Below are 22,620 nucleotides of genomic sequence, written 5' to 3' on the forward strand. Positions count from 1 at the left end.
TGCAATGCCTCAAGCAAATGTTATGTATTCACCAAATAAAAATATTCGGTATCAACAAACTTGGCACACTATTGAGTTCTCAAACAACAAACACTCTCGACACCACAACCACCAATCCTTCGATGACTGCTTCGCTCCGGAGCAACTTTTCCAACTTACCAGACTTCCTGATCCGATCAAAATCGGCGGAAAACCTTCAGTGAAAAGTGATTGGCTGCCGGGTAAACAATCGGTAGATTCCGTGTTGTTTCCGTTCCGGCAACAGATAAAAACTATACACAGGTTCTTGGGCACTTACAAATCGAGGGGCCGCGTTCTAGGTCACATTCATTTCGCTGTTCTAGTCTGGGCTCATGAGCGACCTGCAAAGACTCCTTGGATACCGTGAACCCATCTTCAATGCATCTATGGCTGGCGCGGCTGGCGGCGCCTTGGCTGCAGCTGTTTCCCACGCGGGAGGTGTAGGGATGATCGGTTCGCCTGCAACTCCCACAGCTGACTGGATTGAACAGCAAACGCAATTCGTTGAATCCCTGAGTACTCCATGGGGCGTCGGCTTCATGGCCTGGGCGTTGGAAACGGATCTCTCCCCGCTAGAGGCCTTCTTGGAGTTCGGGCCCTCGTTGGTGACCTTGAGCTTCGGCGATGTCACCCGGGCCGCGGCGGTAGCCCATGAGGCTGGAGTTCTGACCGCCATGCAGGTAGGCAATGCGGCAGATCTGGAACGCGCGATGGCTGATGACATCGACATCATCATTGCCCGTGGCGCAGAAGGTGGCGGACATGGCCGCAATGAAGCCGGAACTCTGCCGCTGCTGCAGCTGGCAACCGCCCAGCACCAGAAGCCTGTGGTGGCGGCCGGAGGCATCGGCACTGCGCGAGGTATCGCCGCGGTGCTGTCAGCTGGCGCGGAAGCTGCCTGGATCGGGACCCGTTTCCTCTCGGCAGCAGAGTCCAGCGGGCACGGGAACATGAAGAGCGCAGCACGCAATGCGGGCCTGGATGACACTATCTATACCCGCGCCTTCGATCTCGCCCAGCAATTGCCATGGGCGCCCGAGTTCGGCGGACGGGCGCTGCGCAATGAGTTCAGCGACAAGCACGCGGATCTTTCCAGCTGGGAGCCGAACGATGCGCTGCGCGAGCAGATGGATCAGGCCCGCTCCGAAGCGCTGACGGACATAGCCCCGGTCTATGCCGGTGAGGCAGTGCAGTTCGTTGGCGCCGAGCAGCCCGCCGCCGAAATCATGCAGGAGCTGTGCGGCTTCCGCCAGGTCCTCGGGCAGGCTGCTCGACGCTTTGCCTAGATCGGCTGGTTGTCGATCAGACGGACGTTGCCCACCTTCGCCGCGACAAGGATCAAGCCCTCGCCGGTGAAGGGGGTGTCCTGGCAGTTGAATGCCAGTTCCTGCAGGGTATCCGGGTCAACGACGGCGAAGTAGTCCAGCTCCACCAGCGGGGCCATCTGGTACATGCCGATGGCATCCTCGATGTACAGCGGTTCATTGTGTGCCGCACGGTCGGCAACCAGCTGGATCGAACGGTGCAGCACCAAGGCTGCTTCCTTCTCTTCCTCGCTGAGCAATGCATTGCGGCTGGAAAGCGCCAGGCCTTTCGGGCTGCGCACGATCGGCACCGCACGCAGTTCTACCGGATAGTCCAGGTCGGCAACCATGCGGCGGATCAGCATCAGCTGCTGGGCATCCTTCTGGCCGAAGTAGGCGCGGTATTCGCCCCGACGCGGGTCGGTCAAGTGCAGCAGCTTGGCGACTACGGCCAGCATGCCATCGAAGTGGCCTGGACGCGAGGCGCCTTCATACATTTCGCCCAGCGCGCCGGAGCTCAACTTCACCAGCGGAAGGCCGGCATGGTAGATCTCGGAAGCGTCCGGGGCAAAGACAAGATCGACGCCGGCGGCCGCGGCCAGCTGCACATCAGCGTCAAGCTGGCGCGGATAGTTGGCGTAGTCGCTGGCATCGTTGAACTGCAGCTCATTGACGAATACGGAGATGACTACCAGTTCGTTTTCTGCGCGGGCGGCCTTGAACAGCGAAGCATGTCCGCGGTGCAGGGCTCCCATAGTGGGCACGAAGCCCAGCGATCCCGGGTTAGCTGCGGCAATAGCAGCCTTCAGCTCGGCACGGGTCTTTACAATCTTCGGGGTTTTCACGCTTCTATTCTAGAACTCGCAGAAGCTCTTCCAGCGTGCCTTGGGAGATCAGTCCGCGTTCTGCGGCGCGCAGCGCGGTAGCGCGCGAGAGGCTCCGATAGGAATTGTTGGTTTCCGCCGGGGCGTCGGCCAGCGCCTGCAGGTGCGCGGTGACCGTTCCGCTATCGCCTCGTGCTACCGGGCCGGTCAGTGCGCCCGCGCCGGAACGCAGGGCATTATCCAGGCTCGCGTACATCAGGGCGCGCAGGGTATTGGATGGTTCTTCCACGCCGATCCGGCGCAGGATGTCCGCCGATTGCGCCGTGATGGTGTTCAGGTGGTTTGCCGCATGGGCCAGGGCCGCGTGGTAGCTGGCACGATCCTGCTCGGCGATCACCACCGGCTCCCCGCGCATTTCCACCACCAGCGCCTGGGCTACCGGGAGGATGGCCTCGTCCGCGGTGACCGCGAAGACGCAGTCGGTCAGGCGCTGGAGGTCCATGCTCATGCCGGTGAAGGTCATGGCCGGGTGGATTGCCAGTCCAAAGGCGCCAGCATCCAAGGCCGGTTGCAGGATCGAGGTGCCGTACCGCCCGGCGGTGTGCGCGATCAACTGCCCGGCGGCGATATGGCCGCCCGCTGCCAGTCCGGACACCAGTTCGCCGAGCACGTCGTCGGGTACCGCAAAGAGCACCAGTTCGCTGCGGCGCAGGATTTCTGCTGGGTCCAGCAGTTCCACGCCGGGCAGCAAGGCGTCGGCGCGATCGCGCGAATCCTCCGAGACGGCGTGGATTCCGGTGATCCGGTGTCCGCTGGCTGCCAGCGCCGCACCAAGCACGGTGCCTACCTTGCCGGCGGAGATGATGCCGATTCCCAAGCGTGGTGCGTCCACTTCTACCTTTCAACCAGGCGCCGGGTTTGCGCCCGAATAAATTCTGCTGCGGTGTCCGCATCAATTTGATGCAGGTATCCGATGATATTTCCGCCGGCACAGTGCAAGCGGACACCGGCCAGTTTACGTCCTTGCTCCCATGGTCCCTGGCCCCAGCTCATGCCCTGCACCCGGTTATGCGGCACGAAGCTGGCCTGCCGGGCCAGCCAGCCATACCGGGAAATCACCGTGGTGCCGGTGGCCAGGAACGCCTGGTGCTTCCATGCCCCGGGCGATAGCGGCTTGGCGCGTTCCGGGGAGCCGGTGAAACCGTGTTCGCATCCGGTGCTCACCGCGGTGGCCAGCACCTCGCGCTGGTTGGCGACGCCAAGATCCGGCAGCAGGATCCCCATGATCCGGGCGACCGACTCGAAGTCGCCCACCGGGAGCACCTGCAGGTTATCCGCGTCATCGCTCTTGGTGCCCAGCACGTTGACTTCCACCTTGTACCAGCCCAGCATCCGCCAGAAGAAGGGTGCCGTCACCGAAATGGCCTGGACGCGGCCGGCAGGAATGGAGTGCTGGCGGGTGTCAGCCAGCCCGTAGCTGATGCGCATGCCGGTGTCCGAGGCGCTGGCGGTGAAGTTCCAGCCCTGGTTCAGCTGCTTGTAGTAGAAGCTGCCGAAGGCCAAGGCCGCGGGGACCAGGGCCGCGATGATTCCGTCGACCCCGGCAAGCCAAAGCACCAGCATCGCCAGGCATGCGAGCACCCCGAACATCACCGGCAATTGCAGGAACATGGAGCCAATCAGGCGCCCAATGGGCACGTTGGCCATCAGCGGCAATGCGTCCGCGGCGGCCTGCGGCTGGGCTGCCGCGCGATCCGCCGCGTCGTGGGAGCCGCTTTCTTGGGCAGCGGCAGGTTCTTCGCCGCGGGCCCGCTCCAGGATGACCACGCGCAGCGCGTGGGCATCGGCCTTGCGCAGGAAGGAAAGGCGCAGCACCGACTCGGAGGAATCGGCCACGTCAAAGCGCAGTTCGGCGAGGCCCAGCAGCCGGGCTACCAGTGGCTGGGCAATGTCTATGCCTTGCACCTTGTCGATGCGCGCCTGCTTCTGGCTGCGGAATAGCATCCCGGAATTCACGTACACGTGGGTGCTGGTGAGCTTGTAGCGGGTGAAGTACCAGGAAAGGAAGTAGAAGATGAGCACCACGGCCAGTGCGATGCCGGCGCCCGCGACGGTCCACATCAGCCTGGTGCCGGAGAAGCGCTCCGCCCAGGACAGGTCGTCGGTGTTCTGCCAGTAGATGTAGCCCAGGCCGATGATGGCCAGCCAGCCGTGGACGAACGGGCTGGCTGGATGCACCCGCTGCCATGGCTCGGCACTGTCTCCGATGGCCAGTTCTTCGGCCTGGCTCATAGCATTTTCTCTTCGCCGGCGGCCACAAGCCGTTCGCGCAGGGCCTGCCCTTCGCGCTCGGGCAACCCGTAGACGTGCGCGGTGGCAGCGCTGCCGGCGGTGTTCAGCGTTAGCTGGCATAGCCCATAGCGGCGCTCCAGCGGCCCGCTGTTGACCTCGACGTATTGCATGCGGCCGTAGGGAATGACCACCTGCTTGCGCCACATCACCCCGGAGCGGACGATGAAGTCTTCTTCGCGTTCGAGATAGCCCAGTGCGGCGACCTGGCGGCGGATGATGCGCAATGCCGGCAACGCGATCGCCAGCACCAGCAGGACCGGGGAAAGCACCAGCCACAGCGGGATGCCGACGCCGGTGACTGCCAGCACGGCAGGGACCAGTGCCGCCAGCAGGAACAGGCCCCAGGTGATTGCCCAGGTGGTGAACTTGACCTTGGCGTAGTCCCGGTGGGCTGGGGTGAAGTTATTCGGTGACCACGGAGTCGCTGTTGCCATCGGTATCCTCTGGAGGTAGTTTGCACAGTTGCTGAACAATATACCCAATAATCACCATGAGGACACCAGCACCAGTCAGCACCAGGCCGCGGGTCAGGGTGGGGGTGATCCCAGTGGCCGCCCAGAGGGTGATGATGGCCGGAACATGCCAACCGGCAATCACCGCACCAGCATACGCCGAGGCCTGGGCCAGAACCAGGGTACGAGCTGCGGCGATCGGCTCGAAGTCCGATTTGCCCAGGGTGGAGCGCTTCACGCGGATCCCCAGGAACAGGATCACCGCGCAGACCGCGCCCAGCGAGTACAGGGCGGAGTAGTCCAGCACCGGCGCGTACCTGCCTGCCGCGGTGAGCAGGCGCAACGCGATCCAGCCGGCCACGGCCCCGAGCCCGGCGCACCAGAGCAGCCAGCGCAGCTTCAGCTTGGCCATAGCCGGATGATGTCCTTCGTATCGGCAGCTTCGGCGGCCAAACGGGAAACCAGTTGCCCGTTCAGCACCGCGTCCGGATCCATCCAGCTCCACGGGGCCAGCACGAAGCCGCGGATCGCGGCGCGCGGATGAGGCAGGGTCAGCCGCTCATCATCCAGGTTCAGCTGGTCGTAGGAGATCAGGTCCAGATCCAGCGTGCGCGCTTCCCAGCGCACTTCGCGGGTGCGGTGGTGCTTGGCTTCTATCCACTGGCACAGATCCAGCAGCTCATGCGGGGCCAGCCGGGTACGCACTTGGACGACCTGGTTGGTGTAATCGGGCTGTTCCGGCGGACCGCCTACCGGCTTGGTGATGGCCAGCGGGGAAACCTTGAGCAGCTCGACTTCTGCGCCGAGGTCCTGCACCGCGGCGGCCAGGGTAGCCTGCGGATCACCCAGGTTGGCGCCCAACGCGATGATCGCGGTGTGCTGCTTCTGGTGCCGCGTCAGCGAGATGGTGACATCGGTGAACGGTACCGGGATTGGAGCCTGCGGCTTGTGCACCACCACGTCGATGGTGAACACGCCCGGGTAGGCGGCGAGGATCGCCTCGGCGATTTCGCTGCCCAGCTTCTCGATCAGGTCCCACGGGCCGGCCTGGATCTGCTGGACTACCAGCTCGCTGACTTCGCCGTAGTGCACCGTGTCAAGAACATTGTCGCTGGCTGCCGCACGTGAGATATCCACGTGCAGCACCACGTCAATGATGAATTCCTGGCCGTCGCGCTTCTCATGGTCGAAAACGCCATGGTAGCCGGTGGCCGAAATTCCGTAGATGCTAATGCGATCCATAGGCCTGCACGACTTCAATGGCGTCGCGGTTGCCGGTGACATCGTGCACGCGCACTGCCCAGACCTTGTCGCGGGCGCCCAGCACGGTGGTCGCGGCGGTCGCGGAATCGCGTTCCATCGGCGCGCGGCTCTTGGAGCCTTCGGCCAGCAGTTCGCCCAGGAAGCGCTTGCGGCTGGTGCCGATCAGCACACGGTGGCCCAGCTCCTCGATGGCAGGGACGTTGGCCAGCAGCGCCCAGTTGTGCTGCGCATCCTTGGCGAAGCCCAGTCCCGGATCGATGATGATCTGCTCCGGGGCCACGCCCTTGGCGACGAATTCATCGCGCAGCATGCGCAATTCTGCGATGACCTCGGTGACCACGTCCTGGTAGTTCGCCTCGGAAACCATGTCCTGCGCGGTGCCGCGGCGGTGCATCAATACGTAGGGGACGCCGGTTTCCGCGATCAGCTCCGGCATGCCCGGCTCATAGGTCAGGCCGGAAACGTCGTTGATGAGGTGCGCGCCGGCGGCGATGGCCGCGCGGGCGGTGGAGACATGCATGGTGTCCACGGAGATCACCGCGCCGGCCTTCACCAGGGCTTCGATGACCGGGATGATGCGCTCGCGCTCCAGGGCAGGATCCACGTTCGTGGCGCCCGGGCGGGTGGATTCGCCGCCCACGTCGATGATGTCGGCACCCGAGTACAGCAGCTTCAGGCCCTGGTCGATCGCGGCATCGCCGGACAGGTACTTCCCGCCATCCGAGAAGGAGTCCTCGGTGACGTTCAGGATGCCCATGACCAGGGTGCGGCCGGTTGGCAGGTCGGCCATGGTCTTCTTGCTGGACTTGCGGATCACCGGCAATGGGCTGGTGTTCGGGCCGGTGCCCGGGATCGCTCCAAGCGACATGGGGGTTCCTACTTTCCGAGGATCAGGCTCATGGCTTCGGCACGGGTGGCGGTTTCCCGCAGCTGCCCGCGCACCGCACTGGTCACGGTCTTCGCGCCGGGCTTCTGCACCCCGCGCATGGACATGCACATGTGCTCGCATTCAACGACGACGATCGCACCGGAGGGGTTCAGGTGCTCCACGAGGGCATCGACGATCTGGGTGGTCAGGCGCTCCTGGACCTGCGGGCGGCGGGCGTACACCTCGACCAGCCGGGCCAGCTTGGACAGGCCGGTGACCTTGCCGCCCTTGCCCGGGATGTAGCCGATATGCGCCGAACCGTAGAAGGGCACCAGGTGGTGCTCGCAGGTCGAGTAGAACGGGATGTCCTTGACCAGCACCATCTCATCGTGCTCGATGTCGAAGGTGGTGGACAAGTGGTCTGCCGCTTTCTGGTGCAAGCCGGCGAAGAACTCCGCATAGGCCTTGGCCACCCGCTTCGGGGTGTCTACCAGGCCGTCGCGGTCGGGATCCTCGCCAATGGCTTCCAGGATCTCGCGCACGGCTGCCGCGATCCGCGGCTGATCAATCTCTTGTAGTTCACTCACGCTTCGATCCTAGTCGGTCGAGGAAGCTGCGCGCTCCTTGGGGCTTAATATCGGGCCCTCTTGGTGCACCGGACGGGCCTCGTTGCTCAGCCAGACTTCGCGCTTGTCGCGCTTTACCAGGTCGGAGAAGATCTCGGCGATCTCCTTCTGGTTCAGCGTCTCGCGCTCCAGCAGCGCCAGGGCCAGGCGGTCGAGCACATGGCGGTTGGCCATCAGCGCCTGGTAGGCGTCGTTGTGCGCCTGCTCGATCAGCTCGCGCACTTCCTGGTCCACCAGGTGGGCCATTTCGTCGGAGAAGTCGCGGGAGGCGGTGCCCATGCCCTGCTCGGCAGCCGAGCCGGCCAGGCGCACGGCGCCCACCTTCTCGCTCATGCCGTATTCGGTGACCATCTTGCGCGCGGTGGCGGTGGCCTTCTCGATGTCGTTGCTGGCACCGGTGGACGGATCGTGGAAGACGATCTCCTCGGCGACGCGCCCGCCCATGGCGTAGGCCATCTGGTCCAGCAGCTCGTTGCGGGTGACCGAGTACTTGTCGGATTCGGGAACCACCATGGTGTAGCCCAGCGCGCGGCCGCGCGGCAGGATGGTGATCTTGGTGACGGGTGCGGTCTGGTTCATGGCCGCTGCCACCAGCGCGTGGCCGCCCTCGTGGTAGGCGGTGACCTTGCGCTCGTGCTCGTCCATCAGGCGGGTGCGCTTCTGCGGGCCGGCCATGACGCGGTCGATGGCCTCGTCCAGGGCGCGGTCGTCGATCAGGTTCGCGTTGGAGCGGGCGGTGAGCAGCGCGGCCTCGTTGAGCACGTTGGCCAAGTCGGCGCCGGTGTAGCCCGGGGTCTTCTTCGCGACGGCGTTCAGGTCCACGGTGGCATCCATCGGCTTGCCCTTCACGTGCACGGCCAGGATCTGCTCGCGGCCCTTCAGATCCGGTGCCTCCACCGGGATCTGGCGGTCGAAGCGGCCCGGGCGCAGCAGCGCCGGGTCCAGCACGTCGGGGCGGTTGGTCGCGGCAATCAGGATGACGTTGGTGGTGGCGTCGAACCCGTCCATCTCCACCAGCAGCTGGTTCAGGGTCTGCTCGCGCTCATCGTTGCCGCCGCCGATGCCGGCGCCGCGATGGCGGCCGACGGCGTCGATTTCGTCAACGAAGATGATCGCCGGGGAGTTGGTCTTTGCCTGCTCGAACAAGTCGCGCACGCGCGAGGCGCCCACGCCGACGAACATCTCCACGAAGTCCGAACCGGAGATCGAGTAGAACGGTACCGCCGCCTCGCCGGCTACGGCCTTGGCCAGCAGGGTCTTGCCGGTGCCCGGAGGGCCGTAGAGCAGCACGCCCTTGGGAATCTTCGCGCCCAGGGCCTGGAATTTGGCTGGTTCCTGCAGGAATTCCTTGATTTCGTGGAGTTCCTCCACGGCCTCGTCGGCGCCGGCGACATCCTTGAAGGTCACCTGCGGCATGTCCTTGGTGATCAGCTTCGCCTTGGACTTGCCGAACTGCATGACCTTGGAGCCGCCGCCTTGGGAGCGGGCGAGGATGAACCAGAAGATGCCGGCGATCAGCAGGAACGGGATGATGATCCCGAGCATCGACAGCAGCCAGTTGCTTTCCACCGGCTGGTCGGTGAACTTGCCCAGGTTGGCCTTGTTGATCTCATCGACCACCAGTTCGGCACGGGCGGTGGAGTAGTAGAAGCTCACCGAGGTGCCCTTGTCCACGCCATCGACCTTCAGCGAGTCGCGCAGCTTCAGATCCACGCGCTGGTCGCCGTCGAACATCTTCGCTTCGGTGACATTGCCGCTGGTGAGCTGGTGCAGGCCTACGGAAGTGTCCACCTTGGCCGAGTTATTGCCGAAGACCATCGGCAGGAACAACACCACGGCGACTACGCCGACCAGGACCCAAATGATCCAGCTGTTAAAAAGCTTCTTCGTTTTCATTGATCCGACAGGCCCCGCGCCTGGCGCATCCCCCTCACGCACTGCTCTGGCGTCCGGGTCACGCCACCTTCGATATTTCTCAACGCCCCATTGGCGAGAAAAGTTCCCTACTGGTAAATATGCGGGGCCAAGGTGCCCACGCAATCAAGGTTGCGGTACTTTTCCGCGAAGTCCAGGCCGTAGCCCACCACGAATTCGTTCGGGATGTCCATGCCGACGTACTTGACGTCGATTTCCACCTTGGCTGCTTCCGGCTTGCGCAGCAGGGTGCAGATTTCCACCGAGGCCGGGCCGCGGGATTCCAGGTTGGACTTCAGCCAGGACAAGGTCAGGCCGGAATCGATGATGTCCTCGACGATCAGCACGTGCTTGCCCATGAGGTCGGAATCCAGGTCCTTGAGGATGCGCACCACACCGGAGGACTGGGTACCCGAACCGTAGGAGGACACTGCCATCCAGTCCATGGTCAGGTGGGAGTTCAGTGCGCGAACCAGGTCAGCCATGATCATCACGGCGCCCTTGAGCACACCTACCACGAGGATGTCGCGGCCTTCGTAATCCTTGTCGATCTGCGCGGCAAGTTCTTCCACGCGGGCCTGGATTTCTTCCTTGGTGTACAGAACGTGCGCAAGATCGGCTTTGACTGCATTGGAATCCACGAGAATTCTCCTGATTCTAGAGGTGTGGTACTTACCTAGAGTGCCACATTTAGCGGAAGGTTGTTTAGCCGGTTGTGGTGAAAACGATCACCGATTGCCGCCGGAAGGCGCTGATCCTGCCATCCAGCTGCACAGGACCAGCTGATTTGGACTTGGGGACGCCGAGCCCGGCCAGCGCGCACAGCGCCGCCGTTCGCTCATGGCCCACATTCCTGGCCCCGGCTTCCATGGCGGCCAGGCGTAATACTCGCGAGCTGATGGCCACCGGCAGCTTGGCCAGGTCCGGGATCGCCAACCCGTGCTCGTCCTTGGCCGCTTGGGCCCATCCGTCGAGGGCTTGGGCGTCGGCGGCGGCCAGGCTGGCGGTGCGCGCCAGTGCTTCGGGAACATGCTCGCCAAGTTCCTCGCGCAAGAAGGGCAGGATCCTATGGCGGATGAGGTTGCGCTTGTACCCGGTGTCCGCGTTGCTCGGATCTTCCCAGTAGCCAAGCCCCGCCTGCCGGCAGATTTCCTCGGTTTGCGCCCGGGACAGTTCCAGCAGGGGGCGCCGGTAGGCTCCGCGCCGGGCAGGGATGCCGGCCAGCGAGCGGGTTCCCGATCCGCGCAGCAGCCCCAGCAGCACCTGCTCGGCCTGGTCGTCGCGGGTGTGGGCGAGCATCAATGCCTGCGCGTTGAACTGCTGCAGGGCTGCTTCAAAGGCCTGGTACCTGGCCGTGCGGGCCGAAGCCTCGTCATCCGAGGTCTCGACCTGGACCACCGCCACCGGGTCCAATCCCAGCTCGCGGCATTGCCCGGCGGCGCGTTCGGCCGCCTGGGCGCTGCCGGGCTGCAGGCCGTGATCGATGACCACGGCGCCGAAGGAAGCGGGCAGCATCGCGGCGGCAATGGCCAGGGCTAGCGAGTCGGCACCGCCGGAAACCCCGATCAGGTTCAGCCCGGGCGCGCTGCTGGCACTGATGGCGGCGCGGGCAAGGTGAAGGGCGCGGCTCATCGGGTGCGGGCCAGCCAGCGTTCCGGGTCATCGAGTTCCCCGGCGCTCGGGAACATCTCGCGGGCGGTGAAGATTTCGTTGAAGCCCTCGTAGCCAATCGCGTCGACGATATGCCGCACGAATTTTGCCCCGCGTTTGTACTGCAGCGCCTTGGCATCCAATCCCAGCAGCTTGCCCAGCAGGATCGCCAGGGCCGAACGGTTCTCGCCACGGGCTTCGAAGCGGCGGCGGATGGTCTTGATGCTGCGGATCGAGGTGACATCGTTCATCACGACCATGGCGTGGCCTTCGAGCACCGACATGATGCTGGTCAGTTCGCTGACCTCGGACTTCATGGATTTCAGGCGTTCACCCAGTTCGCCCATGGAGTGGGTGGTGCCGGCCAGCGGCTCGAAGGCCTCGGCCAGGGTCTGCTTCATGACCCCGGGGATCCAGGCAGCGTGCTCGAATTGCAGGCGGTGGGTCTGCTCGTGGGTGGCGATCCACAGGTAGAAGTCGCGGGCGTTCACATTCAGCTCGCCGCGGATCTGGGTGATGGTCTGGGCGTTGAGCAGCAGGCGCGGGCCGACGAACGGGTCGAACTGGCCCAGCACCCGGGTGCCCAGCACCGAGAGCACCGCGCCAAGTTCTGCGCCGGCAATCAAGGGGACCACACCGGGGACGTCCTGACGCGCTGCCGGGAGCAGGGCCGCGAAATTCTGGCTGACGGCCTTGGCCCAGCCGGACCGGTCCACCACCAGGGTCTGCGAGGGCGCGGAAGCAGCCAGCTTGGAAACCTTCTCGGCCTCCACCAGGCCTTCGCCGGCGGCGATGCGCAGTTCCTCGATGATCCGCGCGGCATCCTGGGCCTGGATCCCCGGCCCGGCGGGCATCAGGGTTTTCGCGGCCTTGGCCGCCAGCTTCCAATCGACGAACTGGTTCATTTGCTGCTCCTGCGGCGTTCAGCTCCGGCAGCCACAGCCACGGATGGCGGTGACAGCAGAGTCAATGGTTGGCTTGTGGGGTGCGAGTGTTCCGTTGGGCTGATCGGCATAGATCGAGAAGGCGAGCAGGCGCCCGTCTTCGGTCATGGCCATGCCGGTCAGCGTGGCCACGCCGGTCAGCGAGCCGGTCTTGGCGCGGACCAGGCCAAGTGTTCCGGCACCGCCCAGGCGGTTCATCAAGGTGCCGTTGTAGCCGGCGACCGGCAGCGAGTAGACGACCTCGCGCAATTCCGGCTTCTTGCTGGTGGCGGCCGAGCGCAGTACCGCGGTCAGCGCCGCGGGCGAAATCCGGTTCCTGGCAGCCAGGCCGCTGGTGTCCACGAGCGTGTGGCCAGCAGCCCCATGGGCCTGGGCCACAGCAGCGACGGCGGCCCCTGCCTGCTCCCCGGGCATCTGGCGGTCCAGCGCCACCAGGCGGCCCATGGATTCGGCAATGTAGTTATCCGAAACCAGCAGCATGTGCTTGATGACATCGCGCAGCGGTGCCGACTTCACCTCGGTGATCTGCTCGCCCCCCGCATAGGGGCCGCGGCCACCCTCATCCACCTTGACCTGCTCGCCCAGGGCTTGGGCGAAGACCTTGCGGACCTGCGCGGCCGGGTCGGACTGGTAGGCGGTGCTGGTGCTTTCCCCGGCACGCCCGGCGTAGTGCGCAATCGGGTAGACCTGGCCAATGTTATTGGAGGTGAACAGCGACTTGTCCCAGGCGGGGTTGCTGTGCGCATCGCCGAACAGCGAGTCGTCCAGCCACAGCTTGACCTCGCTGATGCCGCGCTTTTCAAGTTCTTCGGCGGTCTGCTTGGCCAGGGTTGCCAGTCCTGCATAGCCCTTGGGGTGCGCCGGGTCCGATTCCCCGTCGCCCAGCAGCACATCTCCCCCGCCGCGCAGGATCAATGTGCCGCCATCGAGCAGCACGCTGGTGGACAGCTGGGTGTCGCCGCCGAGGGCATCGAGGGCCGCGATGGCGGTGACTACCTTCAGGCTGGAGGCCGGGGTGCCATTTATTTCGGAGTTCCTGTCATACAGGACTGTGCCCGTGGCCACGTCGACCACCTGGGCGTTGAAGGACGTCCGGTCGGGCTTGTCCGCCAGGATGCCATCCAGCTTCGCGGCGAGGATCCCGGGGTCCGGTTGCGCGGCGTTGGGGTCCAGGTCCCGCACGGCGACTGGGGATTTATCGGCCAGCTGCGCGCTGGCCGGGGTGTAGAAAGCCTCGGGCTCTCCGGTGAAGAATCGCGGGGCCAGCAGCATCGCGGCAATCACTGCAACCATGGCAACAATCGCCACCCCCAGCGTAATAGCGCGTCGGGCGGCAGTGTTCATATGGTTACATTCCTCTCGCAGTTTTATCCATCAGGCGCAATGGGGCGATACCCTTATTAGCGGATATCCCTAAGACTAGTTTAGGAGTGTGCTTTTCATGAGCCACGACGTGACCATCGAGATCCCCACCGGATCGCGCGTCAAGTACGAGATCGACCACGAGACCCACCGCCTGCGCCTGGATCGCGTGCTGTTCACCTCGATGCAGTACCCAACCCACTACGGCTACTTCGACGATACTCTGGGCGAAGATGGCGATCCATTGGACGCCATGGTCTTCATCCCGGGTGTTGACCTGATCCCAGGTGTTGTTGTCGAAGCACGCCCAATTGGCGTATTCAACATGACCGACGATGGCGGTGGCGATGCCAAGCTGCTGTGCGTTCCTGCCGACAAGCGCTTTGACCACATCAAGGAACTTGAAGACATCGACGAATGGCTGATCAAGGAGATCGAGCACTTCTTCACCCGCTACAAGGACCTGGAACCAGGCAAGTGGGTCAAGGCCGAGGGTTGGGAAGGCCGCGAGGCTGCCGAAGCCGAGCTGGCTCGCTCCATCGAGCGTTTCAAGGCCTAGCCACTAGGCTCAAGCCGAACATGGCGGCGACCCCCGAATCGGGGGTCGCCGCCATTGCTTTTGCTGCCGGTTCACTGCCGGAGACCCGGACCTGCCCGGCGCTAGGCTTCAGGCAGCATTCCGCTGAGCACATCTTCCTGCGCGGAAACTTCCAGGGTCTGCACGTCCTTGAGTTTCCGCTCCACCGCACGGGTCCGGGTACCGGCATCGCGCACCGTGTTCTGCGCTGTGGCCAGCTGCTTACCCAGCTTGTCCCAGACATCTCCGTACTTGCGGAACTCTTCCTTGGCCGCCGAGAGCACCTGCCATACCTCGCTGCTGCGCTTCTCAATGGCCAGTGTCCGGAAACCCATTTGCAAGGAGTTCAGCAGGCTCATCAGGGTGGTCGGCCCCGTGACCAGCACCCGGTGCTCGGCCTGCAGCTTGCTGGCCAGCCCCGGGCTGCGCACAACCTCGGCGAACAGCCCCTCGGTGGGCAGGTACATGATGGCGAAGTCGGTGTTGTAAGGCGGGGCGATGTACTTGCTGGAGATCAGCTTGGCCTGCTCAAGGATCGCCCGGTCCAGCGCCTTGCCCGCAGCGGCGATGACGGCCTTGTCTCCGTGCTCCTGGGCATCGAGCAGGCGCTCGTAGTCCTCTTGCGGCAGCTTGGAGTCGATTGGCAGATAGATCGTTCCGGCATCCCGCCCGGGCAGGATCACCGCGAACTCCACGACCTCGCGGCTGCCGGGCACGACCGCCACGTTCTGCTCGTACTGCTCTGCGGTGAGGATGTCTTCCAGCTGGCGCGAAAGCTGCACTTCGCCCCATGCACCACGGCTCTTCACGTTGGTGAGCACGCGTTTCAGCCCGCCGACATCCTGGGCCAGGCTCTGCATTTCCCCCAGCCCCTTCTGCACCATTTCCAGCCGCTTGCTGACCAGTTCAAAGGATTCGCCCAGCCGCTTCTCCAAGGTCCCCTGGAGCTTCTCGTCCACCGTCTCGCGCATCTTCTCGAGTTTGGCTTCATTGCCCGAGCGCAGTTTCTCCATTTCCTGCTGGAGCAGCCCCTGGACCTGCAGATGGCGGTTCGCATTGGCTTCTGCCATCGCGGTCAGCTTGGCGTCGATCTCGGTACGCACTTCGCCCATCCCCTGGCGCAGTTCGGTGCGCTGGGTCCCCAGTTCCTGCCGGAGCTCCGCATTAGCAGCACGTACCGAGTCCTGGATCTGGGTGCCATCAGAGCCGGATGTCCTGCGCACCAGCAGCAAGGCAATACATGCCGTTGCCAGAATATTCAGGATGACGAGTACAAAAACCGCGATTACCATGAGCACCTAACCAAGAACTGTCGAGCGGACCATTGCCTCAGTCCTATCAGCGGACACCGACAGTTTGGGTCCATAATGGGTCCATGCATATTTTGGTCACCGGTTTCGAGCCGTTCGGCAACGACGAATTCAATGCCAGCCAGGAAGCCGTTTCCAGCCTTCCCAGGCAGCTGGGCGAGCATCAGGTCCTCACCGCCATGCTTCCGGTGTCCTTCGCGGCCTCCGGCAAAGCACTCGAATCGCTCTTGGCGAAGCACCAGCCCGATGCGCTGATTTGCGTCGGCGAAGCCGGCGGCCGGAATGCAATCACGCCGGAGCGATGGGCTTTTAACGAAGATGATGCCCGCATCCCCGACAATGATGGCGCCCAGCCACGGTCAGCGGCCATCAAGGCGAATGCGCCGGGACGCTTGGATGCCACACTTGATCCAGCAGCGGCCGTCCGCGCCCTGCTCGCCGCAGGCCATGAGGCAAGGGTCTCCGAGAATGCCGGGCGTTTCGTGTGCAACCACATTGCGTATTTGGCGTATTCCCAACCGGTCCCGGCATTGTTCATCCATGTTCCCGCACTGCGCCCGCCAGGGGTTCAAGCCACGGTTGGTGCTGAAACCGACGCATCGGCCAGCCAACCTCGGCCCGGGGACCTGAGCCAGCTATCGCCGGCCCTGGGCATTGCGATACTGGGAAGCCTCGCCCCCGGTGGATAGACTGCTTTCATGGAAGCGGTAATGGCACTGGACGGCCTGGAAGTTGGCATTCTGGTGCTGTGGGCGCTGGGCACGCTCTTTGTGCTGGTGCAGTTCCTCCGCGAACGCTGTGTGCGCACCGCCATACCGCTGGCTCTAGCCATGCCTATTCCCCTGTTTGGCGCCGTCTACTCGGTGGCCCGCTTGACCGGGATCATGATGAAACGAAAGCCTGGATCCGATAATGAATAGCAGTCCCACCCGCTGGATGGTTCTTTTTTCGCTTGCCATCGGCTTTCTTTTCATCGGAGCTTTCGCCCTGGTTGTCTCGGGGCTCGCTGCACCATGGCTGGACTGGGACTAGGAATGTGACCATCTGATACTTGCGGAATTACTGCCGGGGTTCAGCGCAGGGCTAGCCTTGAAGCATCATGACCCTGCATAATCTCACTCCGCTCGATCAGCTGCGTGCCGGAAAGCTCCCCCTGCGTCTTGCAAATCTGTTCATCGGCCTCATGCTTTTTGCGCTGGCCATGGCACTGCTGATCCGCGCCCAGCTCGGCGTGGATCCGTGGGATGTGCTTCACCTGGGCCTGGCCAACTACATTCCGCTGTCGCTGGGAACGATAGTGATCATCGTCGGCGTCGTGGTGCTGCTGGCCTGGATTCCGCTCAAGCAGTGGCCAGGATTGGGCACCGTCGCCAATGTGCTGCTCATCGGGCTTGGCCTGGACTTCTTTCTCTGGCTCATCCCTGATGTCCACGGGTTGGGCTGGCAGATCCTGACCCTGGTTGGCGCCATCGCCGTCAATGGCCTTGGCGGCGCCCTGTACATCGGCTGCCATTTCGGCCCCGGCCCGCGCGACGGCCTGATGACCGGGCTGCATTTGCGCACCGGCAAATCGATCCGCCTGCTGCGCACCATTATCGAGGTGTGCGTGCTGGGGATCGGCTGGTTGCTCGGCGGTCCGGTGGGCGTGGGCACGGTGGCTTATGCGCTGCTGATTGGCCCCGCTACGCAGTTCTTCTTCAAGTACACGACCGTTGCGCTGCCCGCCCAGCAGGGCGCGCCCAGCAGCACCCTGTCCTAGTTCCTCCTGATCCCGCCAGCCGGCGGACCAGCATCAGGCTGGAGCAGCACCGTTAGCCGCCAAGTGCCGCACAGTGCGCGACAAACCCGGTTGCACACGCAATACTTGAATCATGTTTGTCGTTGCGCTCAGCCCCCGGCCCCGCTCGGTCACCGATGTTGCCGCCGCCAGCGAGCAGCTCTGGCACCAGCTGGAACAAGTCGACACCCACGCGCCGTTCACCGCGCTCAGCGGGCAGCTGCTGCTCGGAGTGCCCAGTGACCCCGATGCCGCCGTCGACGCGCTGCTGCGCGTGGCACGGCTGAACTTCTGCAATATCGGGCTGGGCATCGGCAGCCTGTACGAGCCGGTGCCCGCAGAGGCCGACCTGGTCGAGGGCAGGGCGGCGCGGCGCGCGCTCGGCGCGCTGGAGGCGGCCAGCCACCGCGGCGAAAGGGTCCCGATCTGCGTTTCCTCGGGCAATGACGAGATGGACGGCGAGCTCGAGGGCCTGCTGCGCATGCTCGGACAGTGGATCCGCACCCGCACCGAGGCCGAATGGTCCGTCGTTGACCTGTTGACTCCCGGTGTGCGCGGGCAGCAAAAAGCGGTCGCCGGGATCCTGGGAATCACTCCCCAGGCAGTATCTGCGGCGATCGTGCGTTCGGGCTACAACGACGAGCTGGGCGCGCGGGCAGCGATCGCCCGGCTGCTGGAATACACCGACCAGCTCTAGACCCTGGTGCTAGCTGCCCAGCAGCCCTTCCAGGACGATGGCCAGGCCATCCTGGTCAACGCCTTCAGTCACGGCGTCGGCCGCTGCCTTGACCTCATCCGGCGCTTGGCCCATGGCCACGCCATGTCCGGCCCACTGCAGCATTTCGACGTCATTGCGGCCATCGCCTACTGCCAGCGAGTCCTTCGAATCGAACTTCAGGATCGCCCGCAGCCGCTCCAGGCCGCTGGCCTTGGTGGTACCCTCGGCGGCAATATCCAGCCAAGCGGTCCAGCCCACCGAGTAGGTCACCCCGGAGAGCCCCAGGCTCTGCACGGCATGCCCGAATTCCTCGGCGGTGTTGTCGGTGGAGAAAACCACCACGCGCACGGCCTTGCTGTTGACCAGCTCGCCGAAATCAACGACCTTGCTCTCGGCGCCAAAGCTCATGTCGCCGAAGGTTTCGCTGGAAAGGAATTCGCCGCGCTCGTTTTCCAAGGCGTACTTGGCTTTGGGAAGCTGGTCGCGCAGCGCCTTGAGCGCTGTCGACGGGTCGAAGATCTCGCGGTGCAGGATCTCGACTTCATCCTGGCACACCTTTGCGAGCACGCCGCCGTTGCTGACCACGACATAGCCATGGTCGATGCCCAGTTCCGCCATGATGGGCAGGGCCGCACCCAAGGAGCGGCCGGTGGAGATGATTACCTCATGGCCCTGGGCCACTACAGCCCGCGCGGCATCGCGCACGCGCTGGCTCATTTCCCCCTGGTGGTTGACGATGGTGCCATCCACGTCAAGGCAAATCATCAATTTTTGCTTGGTCAGCCGGTCATCGTTGCCGAGCTTAGTCATAACAGTCATGGCTCAAGTTAACCACCACCGCGGGTTTTTGGCGATGACCCAAGGCACAGCGCCAAGTGAACAACCGGTTAAAAGCATTTGCCGGCTGCCCGCGAGGGGCAGCCGGCAAATGGCCGGTCATTGGCTACTTGAGTACTTCGAGTCCGCCAAGGTAAGGCTGCAGCGCCTTGGGCACGTTGACCGAACCGTCCGGGTTCTGGTGGTTTTCCAGAATCGCCACGAGCCAGCGGGTGGTCGCCAGGGTGCCGTTCAGCGTCGCCACCGAACGGGTCTTGCCGGCCTTGCCGTCGATAATCTCGCGTTCGCGGATATTCAGGCGGCGGGCCTGGAAGGTGGTGCAGTTCGAGGTCGAGGTCAGTTCGCGGAAGGTGCCCTGGGTAGGAACCCAGGCTTCGCAGTCGAACTTGCGCGCGGCGCTCATGCCCAAATCCCCGGCGGCGGTGTCGATCACGCGGTAGGGAAGTTCCATGCGCCCGAGCATGTCCTCTTCCATGGCCAGCAGCTTCTGGTGCTCTGCTTCGGCGTCCTCGACGCTGGCGTAGACGAACATCTCCAGCTTGTTGAACTGGTGCACGCGGATGATGCCGCGGGTGTCCTTGCCAGCCGAACCAGCCTCGCGGCGGTAGCAGGAGGACCAGCCGGCGTAGCGGATCGGGCCGTCGGCCAGATCCATGATCTCGTCCGCGTGGTAGCCGGCCAGGGCCACCTCCGAGGTGCCGACCAGGTACATGTTGTCGCGCTCGAGCTTGTAGATCTCGTCGTCGTGCTCGACATCGAAGCCGGTGCCCTGCATGGTTTCGGGGCGGACCAGGGTCGGGGTGATCATCGGGATGAAGTCGTGCGCCATGGCCACATCCAGGGCCATGTTCATCATCGCGATTTCCAGCCGGGCGCCGATGCCCTTGAGGAAGTAGAAGCGCGAGCCGGAAACCTTGGCGCCGCGTTCCATGTCGATGGCGTCCAGCTTCTCGGCGATCTGCAGGTGGTCCAGCGGCTCGAAGCCCTCGGCCTTGAAGTCGCGGGCGGTGCCCACGTGCTTGACGACGGTGAAGTCATCCTCGCCGCCGGCCGGGATGCCGTCGATGATCAGGTTGGGGATGGAACGCTGCAGTGCGGTGCACTTGGCGGAGGCCGCGTCGGACTCGGCCTGGGCGGACTTCACCGCGGCAGCGAGCTCCTTGACCTCGGCAAGCAGGGCGGCGCGCTCGTCGCCCTTGGCCTTGCCGACCTTCTTGGAGAACGCATTCTGCTCGGCACGCAGGCGCTCGTAGGTGGCGATGGTTTCACGACGTGCCGTGTCAGCTGCCAGCAGCTGGTCAATTAACGACTCGTCGGCACCGCGCGCGCGTTGCGAGGCACGGTACAAATCCGGATTTTCGGTGAGCATTTTCAGGTCGATCACATGTTAAGGGTAGCAATCATGAGTACGATGAGAGCATTATGCAGACAAATCGTGTGATCGTTTTCTCTGCCGTGGCTGCTGCAGCTGCCGCCGCGGCGACCAGTTGGTATTCGGTGCGCAAGCTTTCGAACTACAGCAAACCGCTGATCAAGCAGCCCGAAGCGGCTGAACAGGCAGCGGCTACCAAGGTGGCCCTGGTCATCAATCCTTCCAAGTCAGGTGCTGACGAAGCAAGGGAAGCCGTGGTCCGCGTCTGCGCTGAAGCGGGCCTGGAAGCACCGCTGGTCCTTGAAACGACCAAGGACAACGCCGGCCAGGATGCAGCCCGTGAAGCACTCGATGCGCAATGCGACACAATTATTGCCGCAGGTGGCGACGGAACCATCCGCGCCGTCGCGGAAGTGCTCGAAGGCACCGGCGCATCCCTGGGAATCCTGCCGCTGGGCACTGGCAACCTGCTGGCCCGCAACGTGGATATTCCGCTCGATGACCTGCACACCGCGGCGCTGGTGGCAGTGCGCGGGATGGTTCGCCGGATCGACGTCGGGCACATGAAGCTGCAGCTGCTGGACGGCAAGGAGGCGGATCATGCTTTCCTGGTCATCGCCGGCGTGGGCACCGACGCCGACCTGTTTGACGACACCAACGAAGAGCTGAAATCCAAGGTTGGCTGGCTGGCCTACTCGGAAGCCGGCCTGCGCCAGTTGCCGGGCCAGCGCAAGAAGGTCAGCTTCAAGCTCTCGGGCGACGAGAGCTGGCAGACCCGCAAGGTCCGTTCGGTGCTCTTCGCCAACTGCGGAAAGCTGCAGGGCCTGGATTTCGTGCCCGACGCCAAGATCGACGACGGCGTGCTCGACGCAGTGATCCTTTCTCCCCGCTCGGCCGCCGGCTGGACCTGGATCCTGCTCAAGACCGCATTCCGCGCCAAGAACAAGATTCCGGTGATGAGCTTCTACCAGACCTCTGGCGTATCGCTGCGTTGCGATGAGCCGATGAATACCCAGATCGACGGGGACCCCACCGGCCAGGTCAACGAACTGCAGGTGTCCGTGAACCCGAGCGCCCTGCGCCTGCGCACCCCGTAGCGCATGCCGAAGGCCCGGCCGATTTCCCCTTGCGGGGAGCTAGGCCGGGCCTTCGCGCTGCCTGCTTAAAGCCGGTCGCGCAGCGACTGCACCCAGGCACGGGCTTCACTGAAGGCCGCATCTGAATTATGCGTATCCACGGCCGGCTCCAGGCCTTGGGCGGCTGGGTAGGAACCGAGGAAGCGCAGCTGCGGGGACAGCCGGTGCAGCCCCGACAAGGCGGCGGCAACGCGTTCCTCGGCCACGTGGCCTTCGATATCGACGGAGAAGAAGTACTCGCCCAGGCTCTTGCCGGTAGGACGCGATTCGATGCGCGAGAGGTTCACGCCGCGGGCGGTGAATTGCTCGAGGATTTCCATCAGCGCACCGGGACGGTCCTCGGGCAGCGGCAGGATCAGCGTTGACTTGTCCACGCCGGTAGGCTGCGGAATCCTTCCCGGACGAGTCACGAGGATGAAGCGGGTCACCGCGCCGATATTGTCCTCGACCCCGCTGGCCAGCACCTTCAGGCCGCGCTCCTGGGCTACCAGCGGAGAGCAGATCGCCGCATCATGCGGCGGTTCGTCCTCTTCGAGAGCCAGGGCGCCGGCTGCCGTGGAAGAAGCCGGGGTGAATGCGGCCCCGGGAATATTCGCTTCGGCCCATAAGCGGCACTGCGCCCAGGCATGCCCGTGGGTGGAGATCTGCCTGATCTGCTCCAGCGAGTCGATGCCGGGGCGTACCGCCAGCACGAAAGTGATCGGAACCAGGATTTCGGAAACAATCTGTAGGGCTTCGCCCTGCGCAATGGCGTCCAAGGTGGCCGAAACGCCGCCTTCTACCGAGTTCTCGATCGGGACCATCGCCGCGTCCGCGGTCCCCTCGCGCACCATGGTCAGCGCCACGTTGACGTTGGAGGCCGCGATCCGCTGCGCCTCGGCAGCCCCGGGAACCTGCAGCAGGGCCGACTCGGTGAAAGTGCCAGCAGGTCCCAGATAGGCATAGTTCATCGTACGGTTGGCTCCTGGCCGTTATCCGCTTCCATTGGCAAGCCCGCTTCGATCCACGCATCGGAACCGCCGGCGACGTTGAAGGCGGTGTAGCCCATCACGGTGAGCCACGATGCGGCCTGGGCCGAACGGCCACCGGTACGGCAGATGACGTAGGTGTCTACATCCGGGTCAAGCTCGGAAATCTTCTCTGGCAAGGAGCCAAGGGGAATATGGGTTGCTCCGGCAGCACGGCCGGCTTCCCATTCGAAGTCTTCGCGCACGTCAAGGATGAAGGCATCCTTCGGGACATCATTGACCGAAACAGTCTCAAAATCGCTCACGGCTAGCATTCCTCTCACATAGGGTGTTTGCTTATAAGAC

25 protein-coding genes are annotated in these 22,620 nt (G+C 64.0%); 7 read left to right on the forward strand and 18 right to left on the reverse strand.

The window, feature by feature from the left end; genetic code table 11:
- Positions 1-353 precede the first annotated feature (353 nt).
- Positions 354-1,307, forward strand: a complete 954-nt coding sequence (locus ACIOJF_RS06435; protein WP_105662165.1) for a nitronate monooxygenase family protein — start codon at positions 354-356, stop codon at positions 1,305-1,307.
- Here ACIOJF_RS06435 and panC read toward each other — a convergent pair.
- From panC to dacB, 13 genes are all read right to left on the reverse strand, one after another.
- A complete protein-coding gene (panC, locus tag ACIOJF_RS06440; RefSeq protein WP_402696970.1) occupies positions 1,304-2,170 on the reverse strand; it encodes a pantoate--beta-alanine ligase in 867 nt (288 codons plus the stop codon). The two genes, ACIOJF_RS06435 and panC, sit on opposite strands and share 4 nt — an antisense overlap.
- A gap of 4 nt (positions 2,171-2,174) precedes the next feature.
- Positions 2,175-3,041, reverse strand: a complete 867-nt coding sequence (locus ACIOJF_RS06445; protein WP_332595340.1) for a DUF2520 domain-containing protein — start codon at positions 3,039-3,041, stop codon at positions 2,175-2,177.
- A 2-nt stretch (positions 3,042-3,043) separates the two neighbouring features.
- Positions 3,044-4,441 (reverse strand): PH domain-containing protein, encoded by a 1,398-nt coding sequence (locus tag ACIOJF_RS06450; protein WP_402741380.1) that lies wholly within the window; start codon positions 4,439-4,441, stop codon positions 3,044-3,046.
- On the reverse strand, positions 4,438-4,935 hold the full coding sequence (locus ACIOJF_RS06455) for a PH domain-containing protein (RefSeq protein WP_105658624.1): 498 nt from the start codon (positions 4,933-4,935) through the stop codon (positions 4,438-4,440). The genes ACIOJF_RS06450 and ACIOJF_RS06455 overlap by 4 nt, the downstream gene beginning before the upstream one ends.
- Complete coding sequence (locus ACIOJF_RS06460) at positions 4,904-5,365, reverse strand: DUF3180 domain-containing protein (protein ID WP_105658625.1); 462 nt, start codon at positions 5,363-5,365, stop codon at positions 4,904-4,906. The genes ACIOJF_RS06455 and ACIOJF_RS06460 overlap by 32 nt, the downstream gene beginning before the upstream one ends.
- The gene (gene folK / locus ACIOJF_RS06465; protein WP_402741381.1) at positions 5,353-6,195 is read right to left on the reverse strand and encodes a 2-amino-4-hydroxy-6-hydroxymethyldihydropteridine diphosphokinase; all 843 of its coding nucleotides are present in this window, start codon (positions 6,193-6,195) and stop codon (positions 5,353-5,355) included. Before folK ends, ACIOJF_RS06460 begins: the two co-directional genes overlap by 13 nt.
- A complete protein-coding gene (gene folP, locus ACIOJF_RS06470) occupies positions 6,182-7,084 on the reverse strand; it encodes a dihydropteroate synthase (RefSeq protein WP_105662168.1) in 903 nt (300 codons plus the stop codon). Before folP ends, folK begins: the two co-directional genes overlap by 14 nt.
- An 8-nt stretch (positions 7,085-7,092) precedes the next feature.
- The gene (gene folE / locus ACIOJF_RS06475) at positions 7,093-7,671 is read right to left on the reverse strand and encodes a GTP cyclohydrolase I FolE (RefSeq protein ID WP_286134348.1); all 579 of its coding nucleotides are present in this window, start codon (positions 7,669-7,671) and stop codon (positions 7,093-7,095) included.
- 9 nt (positions 7,672-7,680) lie between these two features.
- Positions 7,681-9,606, reverse strand: coding sequence for an ATP-dependent zinc metalloprotease FtsH (gene ftsH / locus ACIOJF_RS06480; protein WP_105658628.1), 1,926 nt, complete (start codon positions 9,604-9,606; stop codon positions 7,681-7,683).
- A 107-nt stretch (positions 9,607-9,713) separates the two neighbouring features.
- Positions 9,714-10,265, reverse strand: a complete 552-nt coding sequence (hpt, locus tag ACIOJF_RS06485) for a hypoxanthine phosphoribosyltransferase (protein ID WP_105658629.1) — start codon at positions 10,263-10,265, stop codon at positions 9,714-9,716.
- A gap of 64 nt (positions 10,266-10,329) precedes the next feature.
- Entirely contained in the window at positions 10,330-11,256 is a 927-nt protein-coding gene (gene tilS / locus ACIOJF_RS06490) for a tRNA lysidine(34) synthetase TilS (protein ID WP_402741382.1), read from the reverse strand.
- Complete coding sequence (locus tag ACIOJF_RS06495) at positions 11,253-12,179, reverse strand: zinc-dependent metalloprotease (protein WP_105658630.1); 927 nt, start codon at positions 12,177-12,179, stop codon at positions 11,253-11,255. Before ACIOJF_RS06495 ends, tilS begins: the two co-directional genes overlap by 4 nt.
- Before the next feature lie 18 nt (positions 12,180-12,197).
- Positions 12,198-13,562: a D-alanyl-D-alanine carboxypeptidase/D-alanyl-D-alanine-endopeptidase gene (gene dacB / locus ACIOJF_RS06500; RefSeq protein WP_332498966.1), complete on the reverse strand. Its 1,365-nt coding sequence runs from the start codon at positions 13,560-13,562 to the stop codon at positions 12,198-12,200.
- A 97-nt stretch (positions 13,563-13,659) separates the two neighbouring features.
- Between dacB and ACIOJF_RS06505 the strand changes: the two genes are divergently transcribed.
- Entirely contained in the window at positions 13,660-14,139 is a 480-nt protein-coding gene (locus ACIOJF_RS06505) for an inorganic diphosphatase (RefSeq protein ID WP_105658632.1), read from the forward strand.
- A 101-nt stretch (positions 14,140-14,240) separates the two neighbouring features.
- Here the strand turns inward: ACIOJF_RS06505 and ACIOJF_RS06510 are convergent, their stop codons facing one another.
- Positions 14,241-15,449, reverse strand: a complete 1,209-nt coding sequence (locus ACIOJF_RS06510; protein ID WP_402741383.1) for a DNA recombination protein RmuC — start codon at positions 15,447-15,449, stop codon at positions 14,241-14,243.
- Positions 15,450-15,532: 83 nt separating this feature from the next.
- Between ACIOJF_RS06510 and ACIOJF_RS06515 the strand changes: the two genes are divergently transcribed.
- The 4 genes from ACIOJF_RS06515 (at position 15,533) to ACIOJF_RS06530 (ending at position 17,941) form a co-directional block, all read left to right on the forward strand.
- Entirely contained in the window at positions 15,533-16,156 is a 624-nt protein-coding gene (locus ACIOJF_RS06515; RefSeq protein ID WP_402741384.1) for a pyroglutamyl-peptidase I, read from the forward strand.
- Between the two features lie 9 nt (positions 16,157-16,165).
- Entirely contained in the window at positions 16,166-16,387 is a 222-nt protein-coding gene (locus tag ACIOJF_RS06520; protein WP_133833724.1) for a hypothetical protein, read from the forward strand.
- 179 nt (positions 16,388-16,566) lie between these two features.
- Positions 16,567-17,226, forward strand: a complete 660-nt coding sequence (locus tag ACIOJF_RS06525; RefSeq protein ID WP_105658636.1) for a YitT family protein — start codon at positions 16,567-16,569, stop codon at positions 17,224-17,226.
- Between the two features lie 112 nt (positions 17,227-17,338).
- Complete coding sequence (locus ACIOJF_RS06530) at positions 17,339-17,941, forward strand: hypothetical protein (RefSeq protein ID WP_105658637.1); 603 nt, start codon at positions 17,339-17,341, stop codon at positions 17,939-17,941.
- A gap of 9 nt (positions 17,942-17,950) precedes the next feature.
- Here ACIOJF_RS06530 and ACIOJF_RS06535 read toward each other — a convergent pair whose 3' ends face one another.
- Together ACIOJF_RS06535 and serS are read right to left on the reverse strand one after the other, a co-directional pair.
- Entirely contained in the window at positions 17,951-18,781 is an 831-nt protein-coding gene (locus ACIOJF_RS06535; RefSeq protein ID WP_105662175.1) for an HAD family hydrolase, read from the reverse strand.
- A gap of 124 nt (positions 18,782-18,905) precedes the next feature.
- On the reverse strand, positions 18,906-20,183 hold the full coding sequence (serS, locus tag ACIOJF_RS06540; protein WP_105658639.1) for a serine--tRNA ligase: 1,278 nt from the start codon (positions 20,181-20,183) through the stop codon (positions 18,906-18,908).
- A 38-nt stretch (positions 20,184-20,221) separates the two neighbouring features.
- Between serS and ACIOJF_RS06545 the strand changes: the two genes are divergently transcribed.
- Positions 20,222-21,268 carry a diacylglycerol kinase family protein gene (locus tag ACIOJF_RS06545; protein WP_105658640.1) on the forward strand — a complete coding sequence of 349 codons (1,047 nt, stop codon included), beginning with the start codon at positions 20,222-20,224 and terminating at the stop codon, positions 21,266-21,268.
- A gap of 65 nt (positions 21,269-21,333) precedes the next feature.
- Here the strand turns inward: ACIOJF_RS06545 and pheA are convergent, their stop codons facing one another.
- Together pheA and ACIOJF_RS06555 are read right to left on the reverse strand one after the other, a co-directional pair.
- Entirely contained in the window at positions 21,334-22,257 is a 924-nt protein-coding gene (pheA, locus tag ACIOJF_RS06550; protein WP_133833728.1) for a prephenate dehydratase, read from the reverse strand.
- A complete protein-coding gene (locus ACIOJF_RS06555; protein WP_105658642.1) occupies positions 22,254-22,580 on the reverse strand; it encodes a rhodanese-like domain-containing protein in 327 nt (108 codons plus the stop codon). Before ACIOJF_RS06555 ends, pheA begins: the two co-directional genes overlap by 4 nt.
- Positions 22,581-22,620 lie beyond the last annotated feature (40 nt).

Source organism: Glutamicibacter sp. NPDC087831, assembly GCF_044742845.1.
Lineage (GTDB): Bacteria > Actinomycetota > Actinomycetes > Actinomycetales > Micrococcaceae > Glutamicibacter.